General features: G+C 69.9%; 15 protein-coding genes. 8 read left to right on the top strand and 7 right to left on the bottom strand.

All coding sequences use genetic code 11. The features are described from left to right. Positions 1-582 precede the first annotated feature (582 nt). On the bottom strand, positions 583-753 hold the full coding sequence (locus ACIRRY_RS38550; protein ID WP_200682075.1) for a DUF5670 family protein: 171 nt from the start codon (positions 751-753) through the stop codon (positions 583-585). A gap of 254 nt (positions 754-1007) precedes the next feature. Between ACIRRY_RS38550 and ACIRRY_RS38545 the strand changes: the two genes are divergently transcribed. Then, complete coding sequence (locus tag ACIRRY_RS38545) at positions 1008-1841, top strand: SigB/SigF/SigG family RNA polymerase sigma factor (RefSeq protein WP_403982505.1); 834 nt, start codon at positions 1008-1010, stop codon at positions 1839-1841. 25 nt (positions 1842-1866) lie between these two features. On the opposite strand, the gene ACIRRY_RS38540 is transcribed toward ACIRRY_RS38545, so the two are convergent. Continuing rightward, positions 1867-2040: a hypothetical protein gene (locus ACIRRY_RS38540; RefSeq protein WP_403982530.1), complete on the bottom strand. Its 174-nt coding sequence runs from the start codon at positions 2038-2040 to the stop codon at positions 1867-1869. Between the two features lie 43 nt (positions 2041-2083). Then, complete coding sequence (locus ACIRRY_RS38535) at positions 2084-2446, bottom strand: PRC-barrel domain-containing protein (protein ID WP_403982502.1); 363 nt, start codon at positions 2444-2446, stop codon at positions 2084-2086. A gap of 392 nt (positions 2447-2838) precedes the next feature. Between ACIRRY_RS38535 and tkt the strand changes: the two genes are divergently transcribed. Then, positions 2839-5013 (top strand): transketolase, encoded by a 2175-nt coding sequence (tkt, locus tag ACIRRY_RS38530; protein WP_403982500.1) that lies wholly within the window; start codon positions 2839-2841, stop codon positions 5011-5013. 136 nt (positions 5014-5149) lie between these two features. Here tkt and ACIRRY_RS38525 read toward each other — a convergent pair whose 3' ends face one another. Then, positions 5150-5494, bottom strand: coding sequence for a hypothetical protein (locus ACIRRY_RS38525; RefSeq protein WP_403982498.1), 345 nt, complete (start codon positions 5492-5494; stop codon positions 5150-5152). Positions 5495-6070: 576 nt separating this feature from the next. Between ACIRRY_RS38525 and ACIRRY_RS38520 the strand changes: the two genes are divergently transcribed. The 5 genes from ACIRRY_RS38520 (at position 6071) to ACIRRY_RS38500 (ending at position 10875) form a co-directional block, all read left to right on the top strand. Next, positions 6071-7639, top strand: coding sequence for an FMN-binding glutamate synthase family protein (locus ACIRRY_RS38520; RefSeq protein ID WP_403982528.1), 1569 nt, complete (start codon positions 6071-6073; stop codon positions 7637-7639). A gap of 36 nt (positions 7640-7675) precedes the next feature. Beyond that, entirely contained in the window at positions 7676-9436 is a 1761-nt protein-coding gene (locus ACIRRY_RS38515; protein ID WP_403982495.1) for a thiamine pyrophosphate-dependent enzyme, read from the top strand. Between the two features lie 289 nt (positions 9437-9725). Further along, positions 9726-10145: a phage holin family protein gene (locus tag ACIRRY_RS38510; RefSeq protein ID WP_403982493.1), complete on the top strand. Its 420-nt coding sequence runs from the start codon at positions 9726-9728 to the stop codon at positions 10143-10145. Continuing rightward, on the top strand, positions 10142-10612 hold the full coding sequence (locus ACIRRY_RS38505) for a DUF3618 domain-containing protein (RefSeq protein WP_403982490.1): 471 nt from the start codon (positions 10142-10144) through the stop codon (positions 10610-10612). The genes ACIRRY_RS38510 and ACIRRY_RS38505 overlap by 4 nt, the downstream gene beginning before the upstream one ends. Next, positions 10609-10875: a DUF4235 domain-containing protein gene (locus tag ACIRRY_RS38500; protein ID WP_403982487.1), complete on the top strand. Its 267-nt coding sequence runs from the start codon at positions 10609-10611 to the stop codon at positions 10873-10875. The genes ACIRRY_RS38505 and ACIRRY_RS38500 overlap by 4 nt, the downstream gene beginning before the upstream one ends. A 443-nt stretch (positions 10876-11318) precedes the next feature. Here ACIRRY_RS38500 and ACIRRY_RS38495 read toward each other — a convergent pair whose 3' ends face one another. The 3 genes from ACIRRY_RS38495 to ACIRRY_RS38485 all read right to left on the bottom strand — a co-directional run bounded on the left by ACIRRY_RS38495 (position 11319) and on the right by ACIRRY_RS38485 (position 15585). Further along, positions 11319-12953, bottom strand: coding sequence for a hypothetical protein (locus ACIRRY_RS38495; RefSeq protein ID WP_403982485.1), 1635 nt, complete (start codon positions 12951-12953; stop codon positions 11319-11321). Positions 12954-13576: 623 nt separating this feature from the next. Then, on the bottom strand, positions 13577-14599 hold the full coding sequence (locus ACIRRY_RS38490; protein ID WP_403982483.1) for an LLM class flavin-dependent oxidoreductase: 1023 nt from the start codon (positions 14597-14599) through the stop codon (positions 13577-13579). 143 nt (positions 14600-14742) lie between these two features. Continuing rightward, positions 14743-15585 (bottom strand): helix-turn-helix transcriptional regulator, encoded by an 843-nt coding sequence (locus ACIRRY_RS38485; protein WP_403982525.1) that lies wholly within the window; start codon positions 15583-15585, stop codon positions 14743-14745. 152 nt (positions 15586-15737) lie between these two features. Here ACIRRY_RS38485 and ACIRRY_RS38480 point away from each other — a divergent pair, with 152 nt between their 5' ends. Continuing rightward, positions 15738-16697 carry an NADP-dependent oxidoreductase gene (locus tag ACIRRY_RS38480; protein ID WP_403982480.1) on the top strand — a complete coding sequence of 320 codons (960 nt, stop codon included), beginning with the start codon at positions 15738-15740 and terminating at the stop codon, positions 16695-16697. The last annotated feature ends 2 nt before the right edge of the window (positions 16698-16699 follow it).

The raw sequence follows: 16699 nt of genomic DNA, 5'->3' as shown, positions 1-16699 counted from the left end.
CCACGAACGGGTGACGTACGCCCCGGCGATGGCGCGGGTCCGGGAGCCTGACCAGCCGCTCCGCCAACGACAGCTCCGAACACCCCGCCAGCAACGGCGACTTGACGAGACAGACGGTGGCAGACTGACGGCACATCGAGGCTCCGGTTCGAGACGGTGACTGGCAAGGTCATCCGTCCACAACAGGAGCCTCGATCTGTTCGTAGCGGCCCGCGCCGACATCGTCACCACGCCGTGACCAGCACATTCACCCACCCGGCAGGACTTTGGAACAGCCCTGGGCCCGCGTGCACCTCGCGCGGGCCCGCTCACGAGGCGGCGGCTGCCGCAACGGCCACGAGAGGCGCTTTCCGCTCCGAGCGCCGAAAAGCGGCCGGAGCGGAAGGCGCTGGAGGCCGCGAGTATCCCTGCGGAACACCGATCTTTCCCCGCGAAACACCGATCGCTCCGGCCGCACGGGGTACTCCTGCCCCACAAAAACGCCCCTACCGGTCAGATCGGGAAATTCGGCGGATCAGTGTCTCACCGCATGCCGACGGGCCCCGTCGACGGCGGTCGACGGGGCCCATGAGCTGGGTTTTCTTACCAGCGGTACCAGCGGCCCTTACGGCCGCCGCTGCCTGCGGGCCGGACCACGAAGCCCAGCGCCCAGACCACCAGGACGATGACAGCGATCCACCACAGGGCCTTGAGGGCGAAACCGGCACCGAAAAGGATCAGCGCGAGAAGCAGAACAACAAGCAGGGGAACCATGATTTATCAACCTCCGCCCCCTCATCTGCCCCGCGATTCCCGCTTAACGCCCTGGAATTTCGAGCGTATATTCCTGCGATTCCGGGGAATTCGCATTTCTCATTGGGTGGCCGGATGAGAGCCCAGGAGTAGTGTGGTCGGAATCACCGTGCCGAGCGTTCCAACCCCCGACGGACTGGCGGGGCCTCGCCGAGACGGATGCGATCAGAGCGCACAGAAGGCGTTCATCCTGCTTTTGCACCCGAGGCGGCGCCATGACGCCCTCCGTGAACGTCGTCGAAGCACTGCCGTGGATCGAGGACGCGGACAAGGTCGCCCCGGAAAACGCGCGCGTGCTGTCCCGGCTGTTCCTGGACCGGCTGCCTTCGCTGGAAGAGGGTACCGACGAGTATCAGTACGTCCGCAACACACTGATCGAGATGAACCTGACGCTGGTGCGTTTCGCCGCCCGCCGCTTCCGCAACCGGGGCAGCGGCGACATGGAGGACGTCATCCAGGTCGGCACGATCGGTCTGATCAAGGCCATCGACCGGTTCGATCTGACCCGCGAGGTCGAGTTCACCTCCTTCGCGATCCCGTACATCGTCGGCGAGATCAAGCGGTTCTTCCGTGACACCACCTGGGCCGTGCACGTCCCGCGCCGCCTCCAGGAACTCCGCGTCGACCTCGCCAAAGGCAAGGAATCACTCACCACGACGCTCGGCCACAGCCCGACCCTGAAGGAACTCGCCGCCCATCTCGGTCTCACCGAGGACGAGGTCGTCGAGGGTCTCGTGGCCGCGAACGGCTATGTCGCCGGCTCCATCGACACCCCGAGCAGCGAAAACGAAGCCGGCGAAAGCAGGCCGAGGTACACGGACACCGTGGGCGACGCCGACCCCGCCCTGGAACTGTTCGAGGACCTGCACACGCTCGCCCCGCTCCTCCGACAACTCGACGAGCGGGAGCGGACCATCATCGAGATGCGCTTCGGCCAGGAGATGACACAGGCGGAGATCGGCAGCGAACTGAACGTCTCCCAGATGCAGATCTCCCGCCTGCTCAGCCACATCCTGGCCAAGCTCCGCACCGGTCTCCTGGAAACGTAGTCCCCCGCCTACCGCGCTGTCGCCGTTATCGGACGGGACGGTTGCCGGAGTGCCGGGACCAGCGCACGGCGACGAGGGCCAAGGCCGCGACAAGAACCGCGATGCCGATCACCAGCAGGTAGCCCAAGCCGTTCGCGGCCACCCCGACGATTCCCAGCACGACGGCGATCAGGAGAAGCAGCAGGAAGAGAACCATCACGGAACACCACCTTCGGACGTCGGACTTCGGATTTATCAGCGGGTCAGCGGCGCGCGAGTTGCCTCTCGCCGCCCGCGCCGGGCCGGTACTCCATGCCGTAGTGCCGGAAGATCGCCTCCTCCCCCTCGGCCGGCAGGATGTCGTCCGTGCCGATCGACGGTGCCTTCTTCACCTGCGCCTTCGCGTAGGTGACCTTGACGTAGTCGGGTCCGAGGATCGCGTCGTCGAGGGGAACGAAAGCCAGCCGTTGACGCGTGGGCAGTCCGATGCGGACCGTGGCCATGGCCGACTCGTCGGTCGCGGTGTCCACGTAGACCGATTCGAGTACGCCGATCCTGTGCCCCTCGGAGTCGACGACGTCACGGTTGCGCCACTCGCGGATATCGGCCGCATGGATCGTTTTCATGTTCTGTCTCCTGAGCCGCTGGTACAGAACGGGTTCCCCGGAGATCGACGGTGACACCACAAACGAACCCGGCAAAAGGTGCGCTTCAGGTGGGTTGGACGCGATGCCAGGGGTAGCCGGAACGTGGGAGCCGGTCGGCTTTCGGTATTCCACCGGCGACGAGATCCCGCGGTCCCGCGGGACGGCCGGACAACAGGCCGGGGACCGTGCCCACAACACCGAGCGGCGATCGGCCGGCCGCGGCCAAGCCCGACGCTCCCCATGACCCGCTCCCGCTCCGGGTCCCCAGCACGCAGGAATGACATCCACGAGGCAGCCCGGCTCCGTACGACCCGAGGTGCGCCTCCGTGAACGACGGAACCGATCACCCATATCTCCGAGGAGCAACAGCAATGACGAGTGAACAGCCCGGCAATACGACCCGACCGGACCGATCCGTGACGCCGCCGCTGGCGGATCGCGCGGGGTGGGACGCGCTGGACGTACGGGCGGTGGACACCGTACGAGTGCTGGCCGCCGACGCTGTGCAGAAGGTCGGCAACGGCCATCCCGGCACGGCGATGAGCCTCGCCCCGCTGGCGCACCTGCTGTTCCAGAACGTCATGCGGCACGACCCGGCCGACGACCAGTGGCTGGGCCGCGACCGGTTCGTCCTCTCCTGCGGGCACTCCAGCCTGACCCTCTACATCCAGCTCTACCTGACCGGCTACGGCCTGGAACTGCCGGACCTGGAGGCCTACCGCACCTGGGGCTCGGCCACCCCCGGACACCCCGAGCACCGGCACACCCGCGGCGTGGAGATCACCACCGGCCCGCTGGGCCAGGGGCTGGCCAGCGCGGTCGGCATGGCGATGGCGGCCCGCAGGGAGCGCGGTCTGCTCGACCCCGACGCCGAGCCGGGCAACAGCCCCTTCGACCACCACGTCTACGTCATCGCCTCCGACGGCGACATGATGGAAGGCGTCACCGCCGAGGCCGCGTCGCTCGCCGGGCACCAGGAGCTTGGCAACCTCGTCGTCTTCTACGACTCCAACCACATCTCGATCGAGGATGACACCGACGTCGCCTTCAGCGAGGACGTCCCGGGCCGCTTCGCCGCCTACGGCTGGCATGTGCAGACCGTCGACTGGACGAGCACGGGCGACTACGTCGAGGACGTGGACGCGCTGTTGGCCGCGGTGCGCGCCGCGCGCGAGGAGGACGGCCGGCCCTCGCTGATCATGCTGCGCACGCTGATCGGCTGGCCCGCGCCCACCAAGCAGAACACCGGCAAGGCCCACGGCTCCGCACTGGGCGAGGACGAGGTCGCCGCGACCAAGCGGCTGCTCGGCTTCGACCCCGAGCAGCACTTCGCCGTAGCGGACTCCGTGCTGGCCCGCACCCGCGAAGCCGCCGACCGCGGGCGCCAGGCCCACACCGAGTGGGACGAGGGGTTCGTGGCCTGGCGGGCGGCCCATCCCGAGCGCGCCGAACTGCTGGACCGCCTTCAGGCGCAGCGGCTGCCGGACGGCTGGACCGAGGCCCTGCCCGAGTTCCCCGCCGACCCGAAGGGGATGGCCACCCGCGCCGCGTCAGGCGAGGTGCTCAGCGCGCTCGCGCCGGTGCTGCCGGAACTGTGGGGCGGCTCGGCGGACCTGGCCGGGAGCAACAACACCACCATGGACGGCGAGCCGTCCTTCGTCCCCGCCGACCGCCAGACCAAGGACTTCAAGGGCGGACCCTACGGCCGCACCCTGCACTTCGGCATCCGCGAGCACGCCATGGGCGCGATCCTCAACGGCATCGCCCTGCAGAGTCTGACCCGCCCCTACGGTGGTACGTTCCTGACCTTCTCGGACTACATGCGCCCGGCCGTACGCCTGGCCGCGCTGATGAAACTGCCCACCACCTATGTGTGGACCCACGACTCCATCGGCCTCGGCGAGGACGGCCCCACCCACCAGCCCGTGGAACATCTGGCCGCACTGCGCGCCATCCCCGGTCTCGACGTGGTCCGCCCCGCCGACGCCAACGAGACCACCGCCTGCTGGCGCACCGTCCTCGAACACCGGGACCGCCCTGCCGCGCTGATTCTGACCAGGCAGAACGTGCCCGTCCTCGACCGCAGCAACGGTGCCTGCGCTCCCACCCGGGAGGCGGCCCGCGGCGGATACGTCCTCGCCGACACCGCGCACGGCACGGCGCCGGACGTCATCCTCGTGGCGACCGGCTCCGAGGTGCACATCGCCCTGGAGGCGAGCGGGCTGCTGGCGGCCGACGGCCTCTCTGTGCGGGTCGTGTCGATGCCCTGCCGGGAGTGGTTCGCCGCCCAGCCCCCGGCCTACCAGGACGAGGTGCTCCCGCCGTCCGTGCGGGCCCGGGTCAGCGTCGAGGCCGCGGTGGGCCAGGGCTGGCGCGACGTGGTCGGTGACGCCGGACGGATCGTCGGCCTGGAGCACTACGGCGCCTCCGCCGACTACGAGCGTCTGTACTCCGAGTTCGGCATCACCCCCGAGGCCGTCGCCGCAGCCGCACACGGCAGCATCCACGACGCCGAACGCGCCCCGGCGGTGCGGAACGTCACGTAATTCCCCACCGGCGGCGCCGGCTTCCCCGCCCAGCCGTTGGAACATCACGTCCCGACTGGGAACGGAGACCCCCGGGTACCGTCGGCCGTCGATGGAGAGGACGCCTGGACTCCGGCGTCTTCGGTGTCCTGTCCCGTCACCGCTTCGTCGTGAGCCGCAGGTCGACCTCCTTCTCTTGGTCTCCTGACGCCACACCCCAGTGGTCCACGGCGAACGCCGTGCTCAGGGCCTCGAACAGTTGGTCAACGGCGACGTAGGCACCCTGGAGTGTGGCGGAGACCGAGCCGTCCAGCGGAAGCGGATCGATCGGGACCCGCTCCTGCGCGGGCTCAAACTCGGCGGTCCACACGGCGGAGTGGTCGCCCGGCTGTTCCTCCGGGACATCTGCGGAGGAACGGCCGGTGGGGAACGCCGTCCGCAGGACGTCGAAGACAGTGGCGGCGTCCTCCTTGGACGCTCCGGTCAGAGACACAGTGGCCATCGGGTTCGCTCTCCTCAAACTTGAATACGGCGGGACGTGGATGATCGGACGCACCCGTTCACGGGTGGCGACGGCAGACGGCAGACGGCAGACGGCAGACGGCAGAATGGATCCCGGCGCGGCTCCCCGGCGCTCGGGGTCAACCCGTCGATTCGTCCGGCACGGGGACCACCGGATCGCGCCCCTCCGGCTCGCGCCCTTCGTCGGCGCCGGCCTGCTGATCGGGCAGGTCCCTCGGTATCGGCTTCGGTTTCGGCCCTCCTGTGTTTCCGGGGGCTTCCGGGCGGCGCTCGCTCACGGTGTTCTCGCTTCCTCGCGCAGGGCGGGTGTCAGGCGCGAGTACCCCGGCGGCCGACGACAATGCGGACCCGGCACTCCGGACCCGGGGGTACCGGACCACCGGGCACACAGGGGCGTGACGGTCGGGCTCGGTGGTCTCCGTAGCAGCCGCCGACCTGCTCGAAAGAAGCGCAGGAATCAACACAGCGATGTCGCTTGCCCTTTCCGGAGGTCGACGCGGCCGGTCCGCATGAGACGAGCCGTGCGGGTAACCCGGGGTGCGTGCTGAGAACCGGAATGATCGCGGCGGTCGTAGCCGCCGCCCTAGCAGGAGCGGGTGTCGCCGTCGCGGTGTCGCCCTGGTGGTGGACCGCGGCGGTGCCGCTGGCCGTACTCGGTGTGATCGGGGTGTGGGACCTGACCCAGCGTCGGCATTCGGTGCTGCGCAACTATCCGGTGATCGGACACGCACGCTTCCTCCTCGAACGCCTTCGTCCCGAGCTCCAGCAGTACTTCGTCGAGCGGAACTTCGACGGCCGGCCCTTCGACCGGGACATCCGCAGCATCGTGTACGAACGGGCCAAGGGCACCGCCGCGGAGGAGCCGTTCGGCACCGAACGCGACGTGTACCAGGCGGGCTACGAGTACCTGGTGCCCTCGATGGCACCACGCCCGGTGCCCGAACACCCGCCGCGCGTACGGATCGGCGGCCCGGACTGCACCCGGCCGTACGACATGGCACTGCTGAACGTCTCCGCGATGAGCTTCGGCTCGCTCTCCGCGAATGCCGTCCTGGCGCTCAACCAGGGGGCCGCGGCGGGCGGTTTCGCGCACGACACCGGCGAGGGCGGGCTGTCGGAATACCACCTGCGCCCGGGTGGCGACCTGGTGTGGGAGATCGGCACCGGCTACTTCGGCTGCCGGACCCGGGACGGGGACTTCGACGCCGGGGAGTTCACCGAGAAGGCGTCGGGAGAGAGCGTCAAGTGCGTGTCGCTGAAGCTGTCGCAGGGCGCCAAACCCAGTATCGGAGGTGTACTGCCCGGCGCCAAGGTCAACGCGGAGATCGCCCGGGTGCGGGACGTCCCCCAGGGAGAAACGGTCATCTCACCGCCGTACCACCGGGTCTTCTCCACTCCCCGTGAACTCGTCCGCTTCATCGCGCGGATGCGGGAGCTGTCCGGCGGCAAGCCGGCCGGTTTCAAGCTGTGCGTCGGTTCCCGGCGCCAGTTCCTGGCCGTGTGCAAGGCGATGATCGAGGAGGGCACCGCGCCGGACTTCATCGTCGTCGACGGCGCGGAGGGCGGCACGGGCGCGGCCCCGCTCGAATTCGCCGACCACATCGGCACACCGCTCACCGAGGGCCTGATGACCGTGCACAACGCCCTGGTCGGCGCGGGACTGCGGGACCGGATCCGGATCGGCGCGAGCGGCAAGATCGCCACCGGGGCGGACCTCGTCAAACGCCTGGTCCAGGGCGCCGACTACGGCAACGCGGCCCGCGCCATGATGTTCGCGGTCGGCTGCATCCAGGCCCAGCGCTGCCACACCAACACCTGCCCCGTCGGCGTCACCACGCAGGACCCGCGCCGGGCCCGCGCGCTGGACGTCGACGACAAGGCCGCGCGTGTACGACGCCTCCAGGAGGCCACCGTAGGCAGCGCCCTCCAGATCATGGCGTCCATGGGGGTCACCGACCCCGCGCAGCTCCGGCCGCACATGCTGCGGCGGCGCGTCGACCCGCAGACCGTGCGCTCCTACGACGACCTGTACGAGTGGCTCGCCCCCGGACAACTGCTGGTCGAGCCGCCCGCCGACTGGGCGGCCGACTGGAAGGCCGCCGACCCCGACCACTTCACCGTCTGACCCGCACCCGCCGCACCGTACGACCTGGAGGAACCCGTGGCACGAACCGTCGCCCGCGTCATCGTGGACGCCCTGAGCGAACTCGGCGTCCGTCAGGTGTTCGGCGTCGTGGGAGACGCGCTCAACCCTCTCACCGACGCCATCCGCACCACGGACGACGTGGAGTGGGTCGGCTGCCGCCACGAGGAGGCCGCCGCCTTTGCGGCGAGCGCCCAGTCCCAGCTCACCGACCGCCTGGGCGTCTGCATGGGCACGGTCGGCCCCGGCTCCGTCCATCTGCTCAACGGCCTCTACGACGCGGCCAAGAGCCGCACGCCCGTGCTGGCCATCGCCGGCCAGGTCCCCCTGTCCGAGCTGGGCAGCGACGCCTTCCAGGAGATCGACAACGACCTGCTCTTCCGTGACGTGGCGGTCTTCCGCGCCACCATCACCGACCCCGACCAACTCCCGCAGCTCCTGGAGACGGCCGTGCGCAACGCTCTGGGCCACAAGGGCGTCGCGGTCCTCACCGTGCCGGGCGACATCGGCGGCCGGGAACTGCACTCCGACCGCCCGGCCCGCTTCTCCCTCACCACACCCACCACCCGCCCCGAAGCAGCCGCCGTACGACGGGCCGCCGACCTCCTCGACCACGCGGACCGCATCACCCTGCTGGTCGGGCAGGGCGCCCGCGCCGCCCGCGAGGACGTCCTCGCTCTGGCCGACCGCCTCGCGGCCCCGATGGTGCTGACGTTGAAGGCCAAGGAGGGCTTCGAGGGCGACAACCCCTTCCAGGTCGGCCAGACCGGGCTGATCGGCAACCCCGCGGCGGCCGGCGCCATGCGGTCCGCGAACACCCTGCTCCTGCTGGGCACCGACTTCCCCTACCGCGACTGGTATCCCGAGGGCCGCACGGTCATCCAGGTCGACACCGAACCCGCGCACATCGGCCGCCGCGTCCCGGTGGACCTCGGACTCGTCGGCGACGTGGGCGCCACCGTACGAGACCTGCTCGACCAACTACCCACCGAGCCGGGCGAGTTTGGCGTTCCACGCGACCGCGGCCACCTGGAGCGGGCACGGGAGCGCTTCCTGAACTGGCAGAAGGAGCAGGCACGCCTCGCCGACCCCGCACACGACAGGAGCCTGGTCGGCAAGGTCCGTTCCGCACTCGACAACCGCGACCGCTGCATCCGCCCGGAAGCACTGGCCGCCGCCGTCGACCGCAGCGCCACCGACGACGCGATCTTCACCTCGGACACGGGAATGGCCACCGTCTGGCTCTCCCGTTTCGTCGAGATGCGCGGGACCCGCCGCCTGCTCGGCTCCTACAACCTCGGCTCCATGGCCAACGCCATGCCGCAGGCACTCGGCGCGCAGTACCTGGACCGGGATCGGCAGGTCGTCGCCTTCTGCGGCGACGGCGGCCTGAGCATGCTCCTGGGCGACCTCATGACCCTCAAGTCCTACCAACTGCCCGTGAAACTCGTTGTCTTCGACAACCGCCGCCTGGGCATGGTGAAGCTGGAACAGGAACAAGCCGGTCTCCCCGAGTTCGGAACCGTCCTGGACAACCCCGACTTCGCCGCCGTCGCCACCGCCATCGGCCTCACCGGCATCCGCGTCACCGACCCCGCCGACCTCGACGACGCCGTACACCGCGCGTTCGCCGTCCCCGGCCCCGTCCTCCTCGACGTCCTCACCAACCCGGACGAGGTCGCCGTCCCCGCCAAACCCACCGTCGAACAGGGCTGGGGCTTCGCCGTCGCCAAAATGAAGGAACTGCTGCGCAGTCACGGCGACGAGACCCACCACTGACCGACCACGAGGGGCACGGTTCAGCGGCGGGTTTCTCCTTTCCTCGGGAACTCGGGAAACAGACGCGCCGGAATGGCAGTCCCGGTGTCGGCTCAGGACCGCTGCGGTGGCATCTGCCCCGACCGGCGGTGAGGCGCCGTTGCCCGGGTACACGGACACAGGACCAAACGGTGGCAGGAGAAAGCCGGTTGGTCGCCGCCCACGGCGATTCACGATCTCCGGCGAGCACCAACGGACGCCGAACATCGCGGGACCCGCCGAAACGCCGACGAAGGACAGGTGAGCGCCCATGACCGCAGAGGGTTCCCCACGCACCGACAGTGGAGCACCGGAACCGGTCGGCGACCTGGTCCACCGTGCCTCGCAGCAGTTGTCGCAGCTGGTCCGCGAGGAAATGCGCCTGGCGCAGGCGGAGATGACCGAGAAGGGCAGGCGGTTCGGCAAGGGCGGCGGGCTGTTCGGCGGCGCCGGGCTGATGGGCGTTCTCACGCTGCAGGCGCTGGCGGCCACCGCGATCGCCGCGCTCTCGCTCGTCATGGATGTGTGGGCGGCGGCGCTGATCGTCACCGCCGTCCTGGCCGTCGTCACCGCGCTGATGGCGGTGCTCGGCAAGCGGCAGATCAGCAAGGCATCCCCGCCGGCACCGGATCAGACCATCGACAGCGTCAAGGCCGACGTAGCCGAAATCAGGGAGAAGGCTCAGCGATGACCCAGGACAAGCCGCACACGGGCGACGAGGCAGCACCCTCCACGGAGGAACTGCGCAAGCAGGTCGAGGCGACCCGCGAGGAACTCGGCGAAACCGTCGAAGCGCTCGCGGCCAAGGCCGATGTCAAGGCCCGCGCCCAGGAGAAGACGGACGCCGTCAGGGAACAGGTCGAGGAGAAAGCGGCACAGGCGAAGGCCCAACTGCGGGACACGGCATCACATGTCGTCCATGTGGTGCAGGACAGGACCCCGGAGCCGGTACGGGCCAAGGCCGCCGCGGCCACGGAGCAGATCCGCGACAAGGCAGTCCACGCCGGTCAGCGCGCCTGGGAGAACACCCCGGAGCCGGCCCGCGAAAAGGCGGGCCAGAGCCTCCGGGCGGCACGCGCCAACCGCGCTCCGCTGCTCGCCGCGGCCGGCGCGTTCATCGCGCTGCTGATCGTCCGCCGCTCCAGGAAACACCGATGAAAGCGAGCAGGATCGCTTACAAACCGTTCGGCATGGCCGTGGGCGCCCTCAGCGGCATGCTGGCCGGTGCGGCGTTCAAGCAGGTCTGGAAACGGCTCGGCCACGACGACGACACTCCGGACGCCACCGACGAGTACCGCACCTGGCCCGAGGTTCTGTCGGCAGCCGCCCTACAGGGAGCGATCTTCGCCGGGGTCAAAGCCGCCGTCGATCGCGGGGGCGCCACCGCCATCCGCCGACTGACCGGCACCTGGCCCGGCTGACCAGCGCTGCCGACGTCCCCCCGTAGCCCGAGAACCCGGGCGGACGTCCGCAGATAGCCGACTCCCAGAAGAGCGCGGTATCCGGACCTCCAGGAGGCACGGCTCAGCGGCCTTTACGCAGGTCGGGAAGCTCTTCGTAAGGGGGACGCGGCGATCAGTGCCGCCGGAGGACCGACGCCCGGTCCTGGACCGGCTTCCAGACCGAAGACGGCGCCCTCTCCCCCGTCGGCGACATCGACACCACGATCACGGACTGGGCGTGCGCGGCAAACTGTCCCGCCTGTCGCTGCGCGCCAACGTCGAGCGTGCCTTCCAACGGGCCGGCAGGAAAGCGCCGTTCAGCGCGGCAGAACCGACAACGCCCAGGGCACCGACTCCGACGGCAGCGGCAACAGAGGTGCGCAGGACTCCACGTCTGCTTCGCAACTTCAGTGAGCCGTCGTTCAGGAATTGATGTTGCGGCGCAGCGCGTGGCGGGCCACCGCACGCCCGAACTGCGTCCGGAGTTCCTCATGGAGCCCCATCAGCGCCTCCTCGAAGGCCGCGAGGTCATCGGGCCAGTGGCGATCCCGGTAGTACATCTCGGCCTGGGCCTGATAGACGGCTGCCTGGTCGACGGCGGACCGCACACCTGCGCGCTGGGTGTCAGGATCCGCCAGCAGGTGGTCGTCACAGACGCTTCGCGCGTTCGTGAGCACGGTCTCCGCGATCCTTTGCGGATCTCCGGTACCTGTGAGCCGCTCCGGTGGGAGACCGGTGGCCAACTCGCCGAGTCCACGGCGCAGTCGCCGGGGATCGCCGGCACTGTGCCGCAGCTCCTCCCGTACGGCCTCGGCGACCGAACGACGCAACAGGGTCCGCAATTCGTGCGGCTCCCGGCTACGGTCACGCAGACCGTCCAGCTCGGCTCGCTGCTGCTCGCCCAGGCGGCTCCACCTGGCGATCCGACGGTTCAGGTCGAGGTGGACAGCCATCTGCTGCGCGTACTGCCGCTGGCTGCTCAACTCGTCGGGTCCTCGAAGATCCCACACCGTGAGCCCGAACAGCTCCTCCAGCTCGGCGGTGAACATCAGCTCCGCCAGCGAGGTCCCGCCCACATGGGAATACCGCCGAAAGTATTCGAAGACCGAGACCGTCGTCGTGACCCACTGGGCATCGCTCACCGCCAGGCCCTCTTTGACCTCGATCGCCTGAAGCAGCCCGCCGCGCAGGCGCACCCCCTTGGGCAGTTCCCCGGAGGAGGCGGGCACCACCTCGGCGCCGGCAACGTCGTAGTCCCGTCCTCGTGCGTAACGGTGGTTCGCGAGGACCGCTTCCCCGACGCGCTTTTCCAGCAGCAGGGTCTCCATGCCCGCCGGATCGGTGACTCCGAAAGCGTCGTGAAGTCGGATCCGGCCCTTGCGAGTCAGCTGTACCACTCCTCGGTCCGCATCGACGGCATAGTCCTGGTCGTCGCTCAAGACAGCTGTCAGTCGGGCCACCTCGCGCAGTTCGTGCGCCGGGGACACGTCGTCCTCCACCAGCGTCAGCGGTTCGGCGACAGAGGCGACCAGGACGTGTCCGGGGTCCTTCACCACCGCGGCGGGAGCATCCCGGCGACCGCAGTCCTCCGGTGCCATGATCTGCCGGTCGTGGAGCAGGTCCAGGCCGAACCTGGGGTAGGCCCCGACGGTGACGTCGGCGCCGTAGGCCGCTCTGCGCTCTGCCCGGTCCATGTCCCGCAGGACACCGACGGTCACTCCCAGCGGGTCGTACAGCGCTGCCGCCCGTTCCCCCTCCTCCGCCGCCTGAGGCTCGTCGGGGGTGATGAGATGGACTCCGCGCCCGGCCTGTGCGTGCAGGAGCCCGGCCAGGAGCCTGGCCCCGCGCAGTCGGTCCTCCCCCGCGACCCGGCCGCCATGGATCATGGTGCCGCCCGCCAGACGCACGGCCATCCGCCGGATGTCGTCGTCGAACGGTACGGAGGCCCCGGCAGCCGACCGCGCGACGAGATCGAGCGCGGAGTGGGAGAGGCTTTCCGGCGACTCGCCTTCCTCGGCGCGGCGCTTCAACGCCTCCACCGTCACACGCGGATCCATTCGAGCCCCCACCTCGCGTGTCAGCCCGAGCCCGGAAGTGCCCGGGCAGGTGCATCTCGGGCAGCTTGTCGAGGACACGTACGAACCTACCCTGCCCGACCCGGCCCACCCCTGGTGGCCGGTACAGCGGGGAGTCCTCGGGGATAGTGCACGTTCCGTCGGCTTGCGGGTGTCGTCGGCCATGAGGACGGGGGTGTCGCCGGTGAAGCTGTTGGAGAGGCCACAGCTCCCGAGTCTGGAACCGGCTCTGCCTTCGGCCAGAGCGCCGAGCCCTTCGCCCAGCATCCCGGCCAGGCAGCCGGTGGCGGCGGACTGACCGACCTGGCCCCAGTTGACCTTGCGTCCGGACGGGCGCTGGGTGAGCCAGATGAGTGGGCGCTTCTTGCGCCTCATCCACCCAAGGCTGGACGTCGGGACGGTCGTTGGAGGAGCCACCGGACCTGGAAAAGGCTTCTCGCGTGACATACGCGGCACGGCATCGGCTGCCTCGGGACGGGCGACTTGGAAATGCTCGTCTCCTCGGCAGCCGATTTGGCGAAGTCGTGCCCGCTGGTCCGTCGGGCGTGCGAGGCGGCCTGACCACCATGGTGCCGAGCCGCCCCGCACGCAGGGCGGCAGAGCACTCAGCGCCAGCCGAGCTCCGGTGCCACATGGGTCAGGATGCTCTCCAGCACATGGGCGTTGTAGTCGACCCCGAGCTGGTTGGGGACGGTCAGCAGGAGGGTGTCGGCAGCCTGGATGGCCTCGTCCTCCTGGAGTTGCTTCACCAGCGCGTCCGGCTCGGCGGCGTACGAGCGTCCGAAGATCGCCCTGGTCGTGTCGTCGATCATGCCGACCTGGTCCCGTGAGTCACGGTCGCGGCCGAAGTAGGCCCGGTCCACGTCGTCGGTCAGGGCGAAGATGCTACGGCTGACGGACACGCGTGGTTCTCGCGTGTGGCCCGCCTCCTTGTACGCCTCGCGGTACGCCTCGATCTGCTTGCGCTGCTGGACGTGCAGCGGCTCGCCCGTCTCGTCGTCCTTGAGCGTGGAACTCTGCAGGTTCATCCCCAGTTTCGCGGCCCAGACGGCGGTCGCGTTCGAACTGGAGCCCCACCAGATCCGCTCGCGCAGCCCCTCGGAGTACGGCTCGACGCGCAGCAGCCCCGGCGGGTTGGGGAACATCGGCCGCGGGTTCGGCCGCGCGAAACCCTCGCCCTCGATCACCTTGAGGAACGTCTCGGTGTTCCGGCGGGCCATGTCCGTGCCGGTCTCCCCCTCCTCGGGGGCGTAGCCGAAGTAGCGCCAGCCGTCGATCACCTGCTCCGGTGAGCCACGGCTGATGCCGAGCTGGAGTCGGCCCCCGGAGATGAGGTCGGCCGCGCCCGCGTTCTCGGCCATGTACAGCGGGTTCTCGTAGCGCATGTCGATCACGCCGGTGCCGATCTCGATCTTCGAGGTCCGCGCGCCGATGGCCGAGAGCAGCGGGAAGGGGCTGCCCGCCTGTTGCGCGAAGTGGTGCACGCGGAAGTACGCGCCGTCCACGCCCAGTTCCTCGGCAGCGACCGCCAGGTCGATGGACTGGTGCAGGAAGTCGGCGGCGGACCGGGTCTTGGAGTGCGGTGTCGGCGACCAGTGACCGAACGAGAGAAATCCAATCTTCTTCACGCAGGCCAGAGCGTTTGGCGGCCACGTTTGATTCCCCCGCGCCGGCGGACCGTGACCAGGCCGGCGGGACGGCGTGTCCATCGGAATCCCGGCCTCGGAGGTGCGGCTGCCTCTTCGCCCCGGAGGCCGGATTCCGCGTCGGGTCAGCCGGCGTCCAGCAGGCCGGCGAGCTGTTGGAGTCGCTCGGCGTCGAGGCTGCCCTCGGCGGCGGTGCAGACCATGAGCGCGGGGCCGGGGTTGCCCGGTATCGGGTAGGCGTCCCAGTCCAGGTTCAGTTCGCCGACCCGGGGATGGTTCAGGCGCATCTGGCCCCGGGTCGGTTCCTCCACGTCGTGGAGGGCCCACAGCGCCGCGAACTCGTCGCTGCGGACGGCGAGTTCACCCACCAGCTCGACCGCGCGCGGGTGGCCGGGATCGGCGGCGACCTGTGTCCGCAGCATCCCGATCAGCTCGGCGACGGTGGCCGCCCGGTTCGGGCAGGTCCGGTCGGCCTCGGGGTGCAGGAACAGTGCCAGCAGGTTCCGCTGCGGCTGCGGCTGTCGGGTGAAGTCGCCCAACAGGGCGCCGCCGAGCGGGTTCCAGGCCAGCACGTCGAGGAAACGGCCGACAACCAGAGCGGGCGAGGTCATGGTGCGCAGCAGTCGTAGCGTGGTGTCCGGTACCTCCTCCGGCTCGTACGAACGCGGCGGGCGGCCCGGAGTACGCGCGGCGGCGGCGAGGCTGTGCAGGTGCCGCGACTCCTCGGCGGAGAAGTTCAGGGCGCGCGCGAGGGCGTCCAGTACCTGCTCGGAGGGGCGGACGTCGCGTCCCTGCTCCATGCGCTGGTAGTAGTCCGAACTCACCCCCGCCAGCAGGGCCAGCTCCTCGCGCCGCAGCCCGGCGACGCGCCGCCTCCCACCGGGCTCCAGCCCAACGTCCTGTGGCCGCAGCCGAGTTCGGCGGGTACGCAGGAAGTCGGCGAGTTCGCGTCGAGGGTCGTCACTCATGGCGTGGGAGGTGTCGGTCACTGCGTCAGTATGCCGCCGGCGGAACCGCTGAGGGTGGGTCTGCCAGACCCAGGAAAAGGAGAACGACCGTGATGTCGCGGATCGGGTCCAGCATCGGACGCACCACAGCCGGTTACGGAAGGAACAGCGACATGAAGGCCGTTCAGATCACGAGCTTCGGCACTGCGGACGTTCTGCGGATCAACGACGTGGACCGTCCCGCCCCCGGCGCGGGTGAGGTACTGGTGGCGGTCGAGGCGACCAGCGTGAACGGCCACGACGTCATCGTCCGCACCGGGCAGTTGAAGATGGTGTCGGGACGCCGGTTCCCGATCGGTACGGGGCTGGACTTCGCGGGCACGGTCGCCGCGACCGGCGCCGGTGCCGACGGATATCGGGTCGGGGACCGGGTGTGGGGCATGGTGCACCCCCGGCAGCGGCACGCGATCGCCGGAGCGGCCGAGTACGTCGTGGTCTCCGCGGACCGCCTCTCGCACGCCCCGGCGGACCTCTCCTCGGTCGAGTCGGCCTCCCTGGTGGTCACGGGTTCCACGGCGCTGATCGCCCTGCGCGACAGCGTGCGCCTCGCGGACGGGGAACGGGTCCTGGTACGGGGCGCGGCCGGCGGAGTCGGCACCGCTGCCGTGCAGTTGGCGCACGCCATGGGCGGCCACGTGACCGCGCTCGCCCGCGACCGGCACGCCGAGATCCTCACCGACCTCGGCGCCGACGAGGTGCTGGACTACGGCTCCGTCACCTCGGAGCAGATCGGGCCGTTCGATGTCATCGTCGACACGGTGGGCACGGAACTGCACTGCTACCGAAGCCGGTTGGCGAAGGGGGGCCGTATGGTCACCGTCGGACTGTCCCCGTCCGCCATTGCCGCGATCGCCGCCTCCAGCGTGCACGGCTCCCGTCGTATCCGCACCTTCAGCGCCAACCCCGAGACCGCCGTGCTGCGCGATGTGGCCGGCCATGTCGCGTCGGGTGCGCTGCGCCCGGTGGTCGACAGCGTGTACCCGCTCGCGGACATCGCCGCCGCGCACCAGGCCTTCGAACGCGGCGGCGTCGTCGGCAAGCACGTGCTGACGGTCCCGCGCAGCGCCCTGTGACC

This window comes from Streptomyces sp. NPDC101776 (assembly GCF_044766845.1).
Classification (GTDB): domain Bacteria; phylum Actinomycetota; class Actinomycetes; order Streptomycetales; family Streptomycetaceae; genus Streptomyces.
This window is presented reverse-complemented; position numbering and strand designations above follow the sequence as displayed.

Bases quoted from the DNA above. Each gene is read 5' to 3' on its own strand.
- ACIRRY_RS38520 (WP_403982528.1), top strand. From the start codon at position 6,071: ATGATCGCGGCGGTCGTAGCCGCCGCCCTAGCAGGAGCGGGTGTCGCC.
- ACIRRY_RS38495 (WP_403982485.1), bottom strand. From the start codon at position 12,953: ATGGATCCGCGTGTGACGGTGGAGGCGTTGAAGCGCCGCGCCGAGGAA.
- ACIRRY_RS38500 (WP_403982487.1), top strand. From the start codon at position 10,609: ATGAAAGCGAGCAGGATCGCTTACAAACCGTTCGGCATGGCCGTGGGC.
- ACIRRY_RS38545 (WP_403982505.1), top strand. From the start codon at position 1,008: ATGACGCCCTCCGTGAACGTCGTCGAAGCACTGCCGTGGATCGAGGAC.
- ACIRRY_RS38525 (WP_403982498.1), bottom strand. From the start codon at position 5,494: ATGGCCACTGTGTCTCTGACCGGAGCGTCCAAGGAGGACGCCGCCACT.
- tkt (WP_403982500.1), top strand. From the start codon at position 2,839: ATGACGAGTGAACAGCCCGGCAATACGACCCGACCGGACCGATCCGTG.
- ACIRRY_RS38480 (WP_403982480.1), top strand. From the start codon at position 15,738: ATGAAGGCCGTTCAGATCACGAGCTTCGGCACTGCGGACGTTCTGCGG.
- ACIRRY_RS38550 (WP_200682075.1), bottom strand. From the start codon at position 753: ATGGTTCCCCTGCTTGTTGTTCTGCTTCTCGCGCTGATCCTTTTCGGT.
- ACIRRY_RS38510 (WP_403982493.1), top strand. From the start codon at position 9,726: ATGACCGCAGAGGGTTCCCCACGCACCGACAGTGGAGCACCGGAACCG.
- ACIRRY_RS38485 (WP_403982525.1), bottom strand. From the start codon at position 15,585: ATGAGTGACGACCCTCGACGCGAACTCGCCGACTTCCTGCGTACCCGC.
- ACIRRY_RS38505 (WP_403982490.1), top strand. From the start codon at position 10,142: ATGACCCAGGACAAGCCGCACACGGGCGACGAGGCAGCACCCTCCACG.
- ACIRRY_RS38535 (WP_403982502.1), bottom strand. From the start codon at position 2,446: ATGAAAACGATCCATGCGGCCGATATCCGCGAGTGGCGCAACCGTGAC.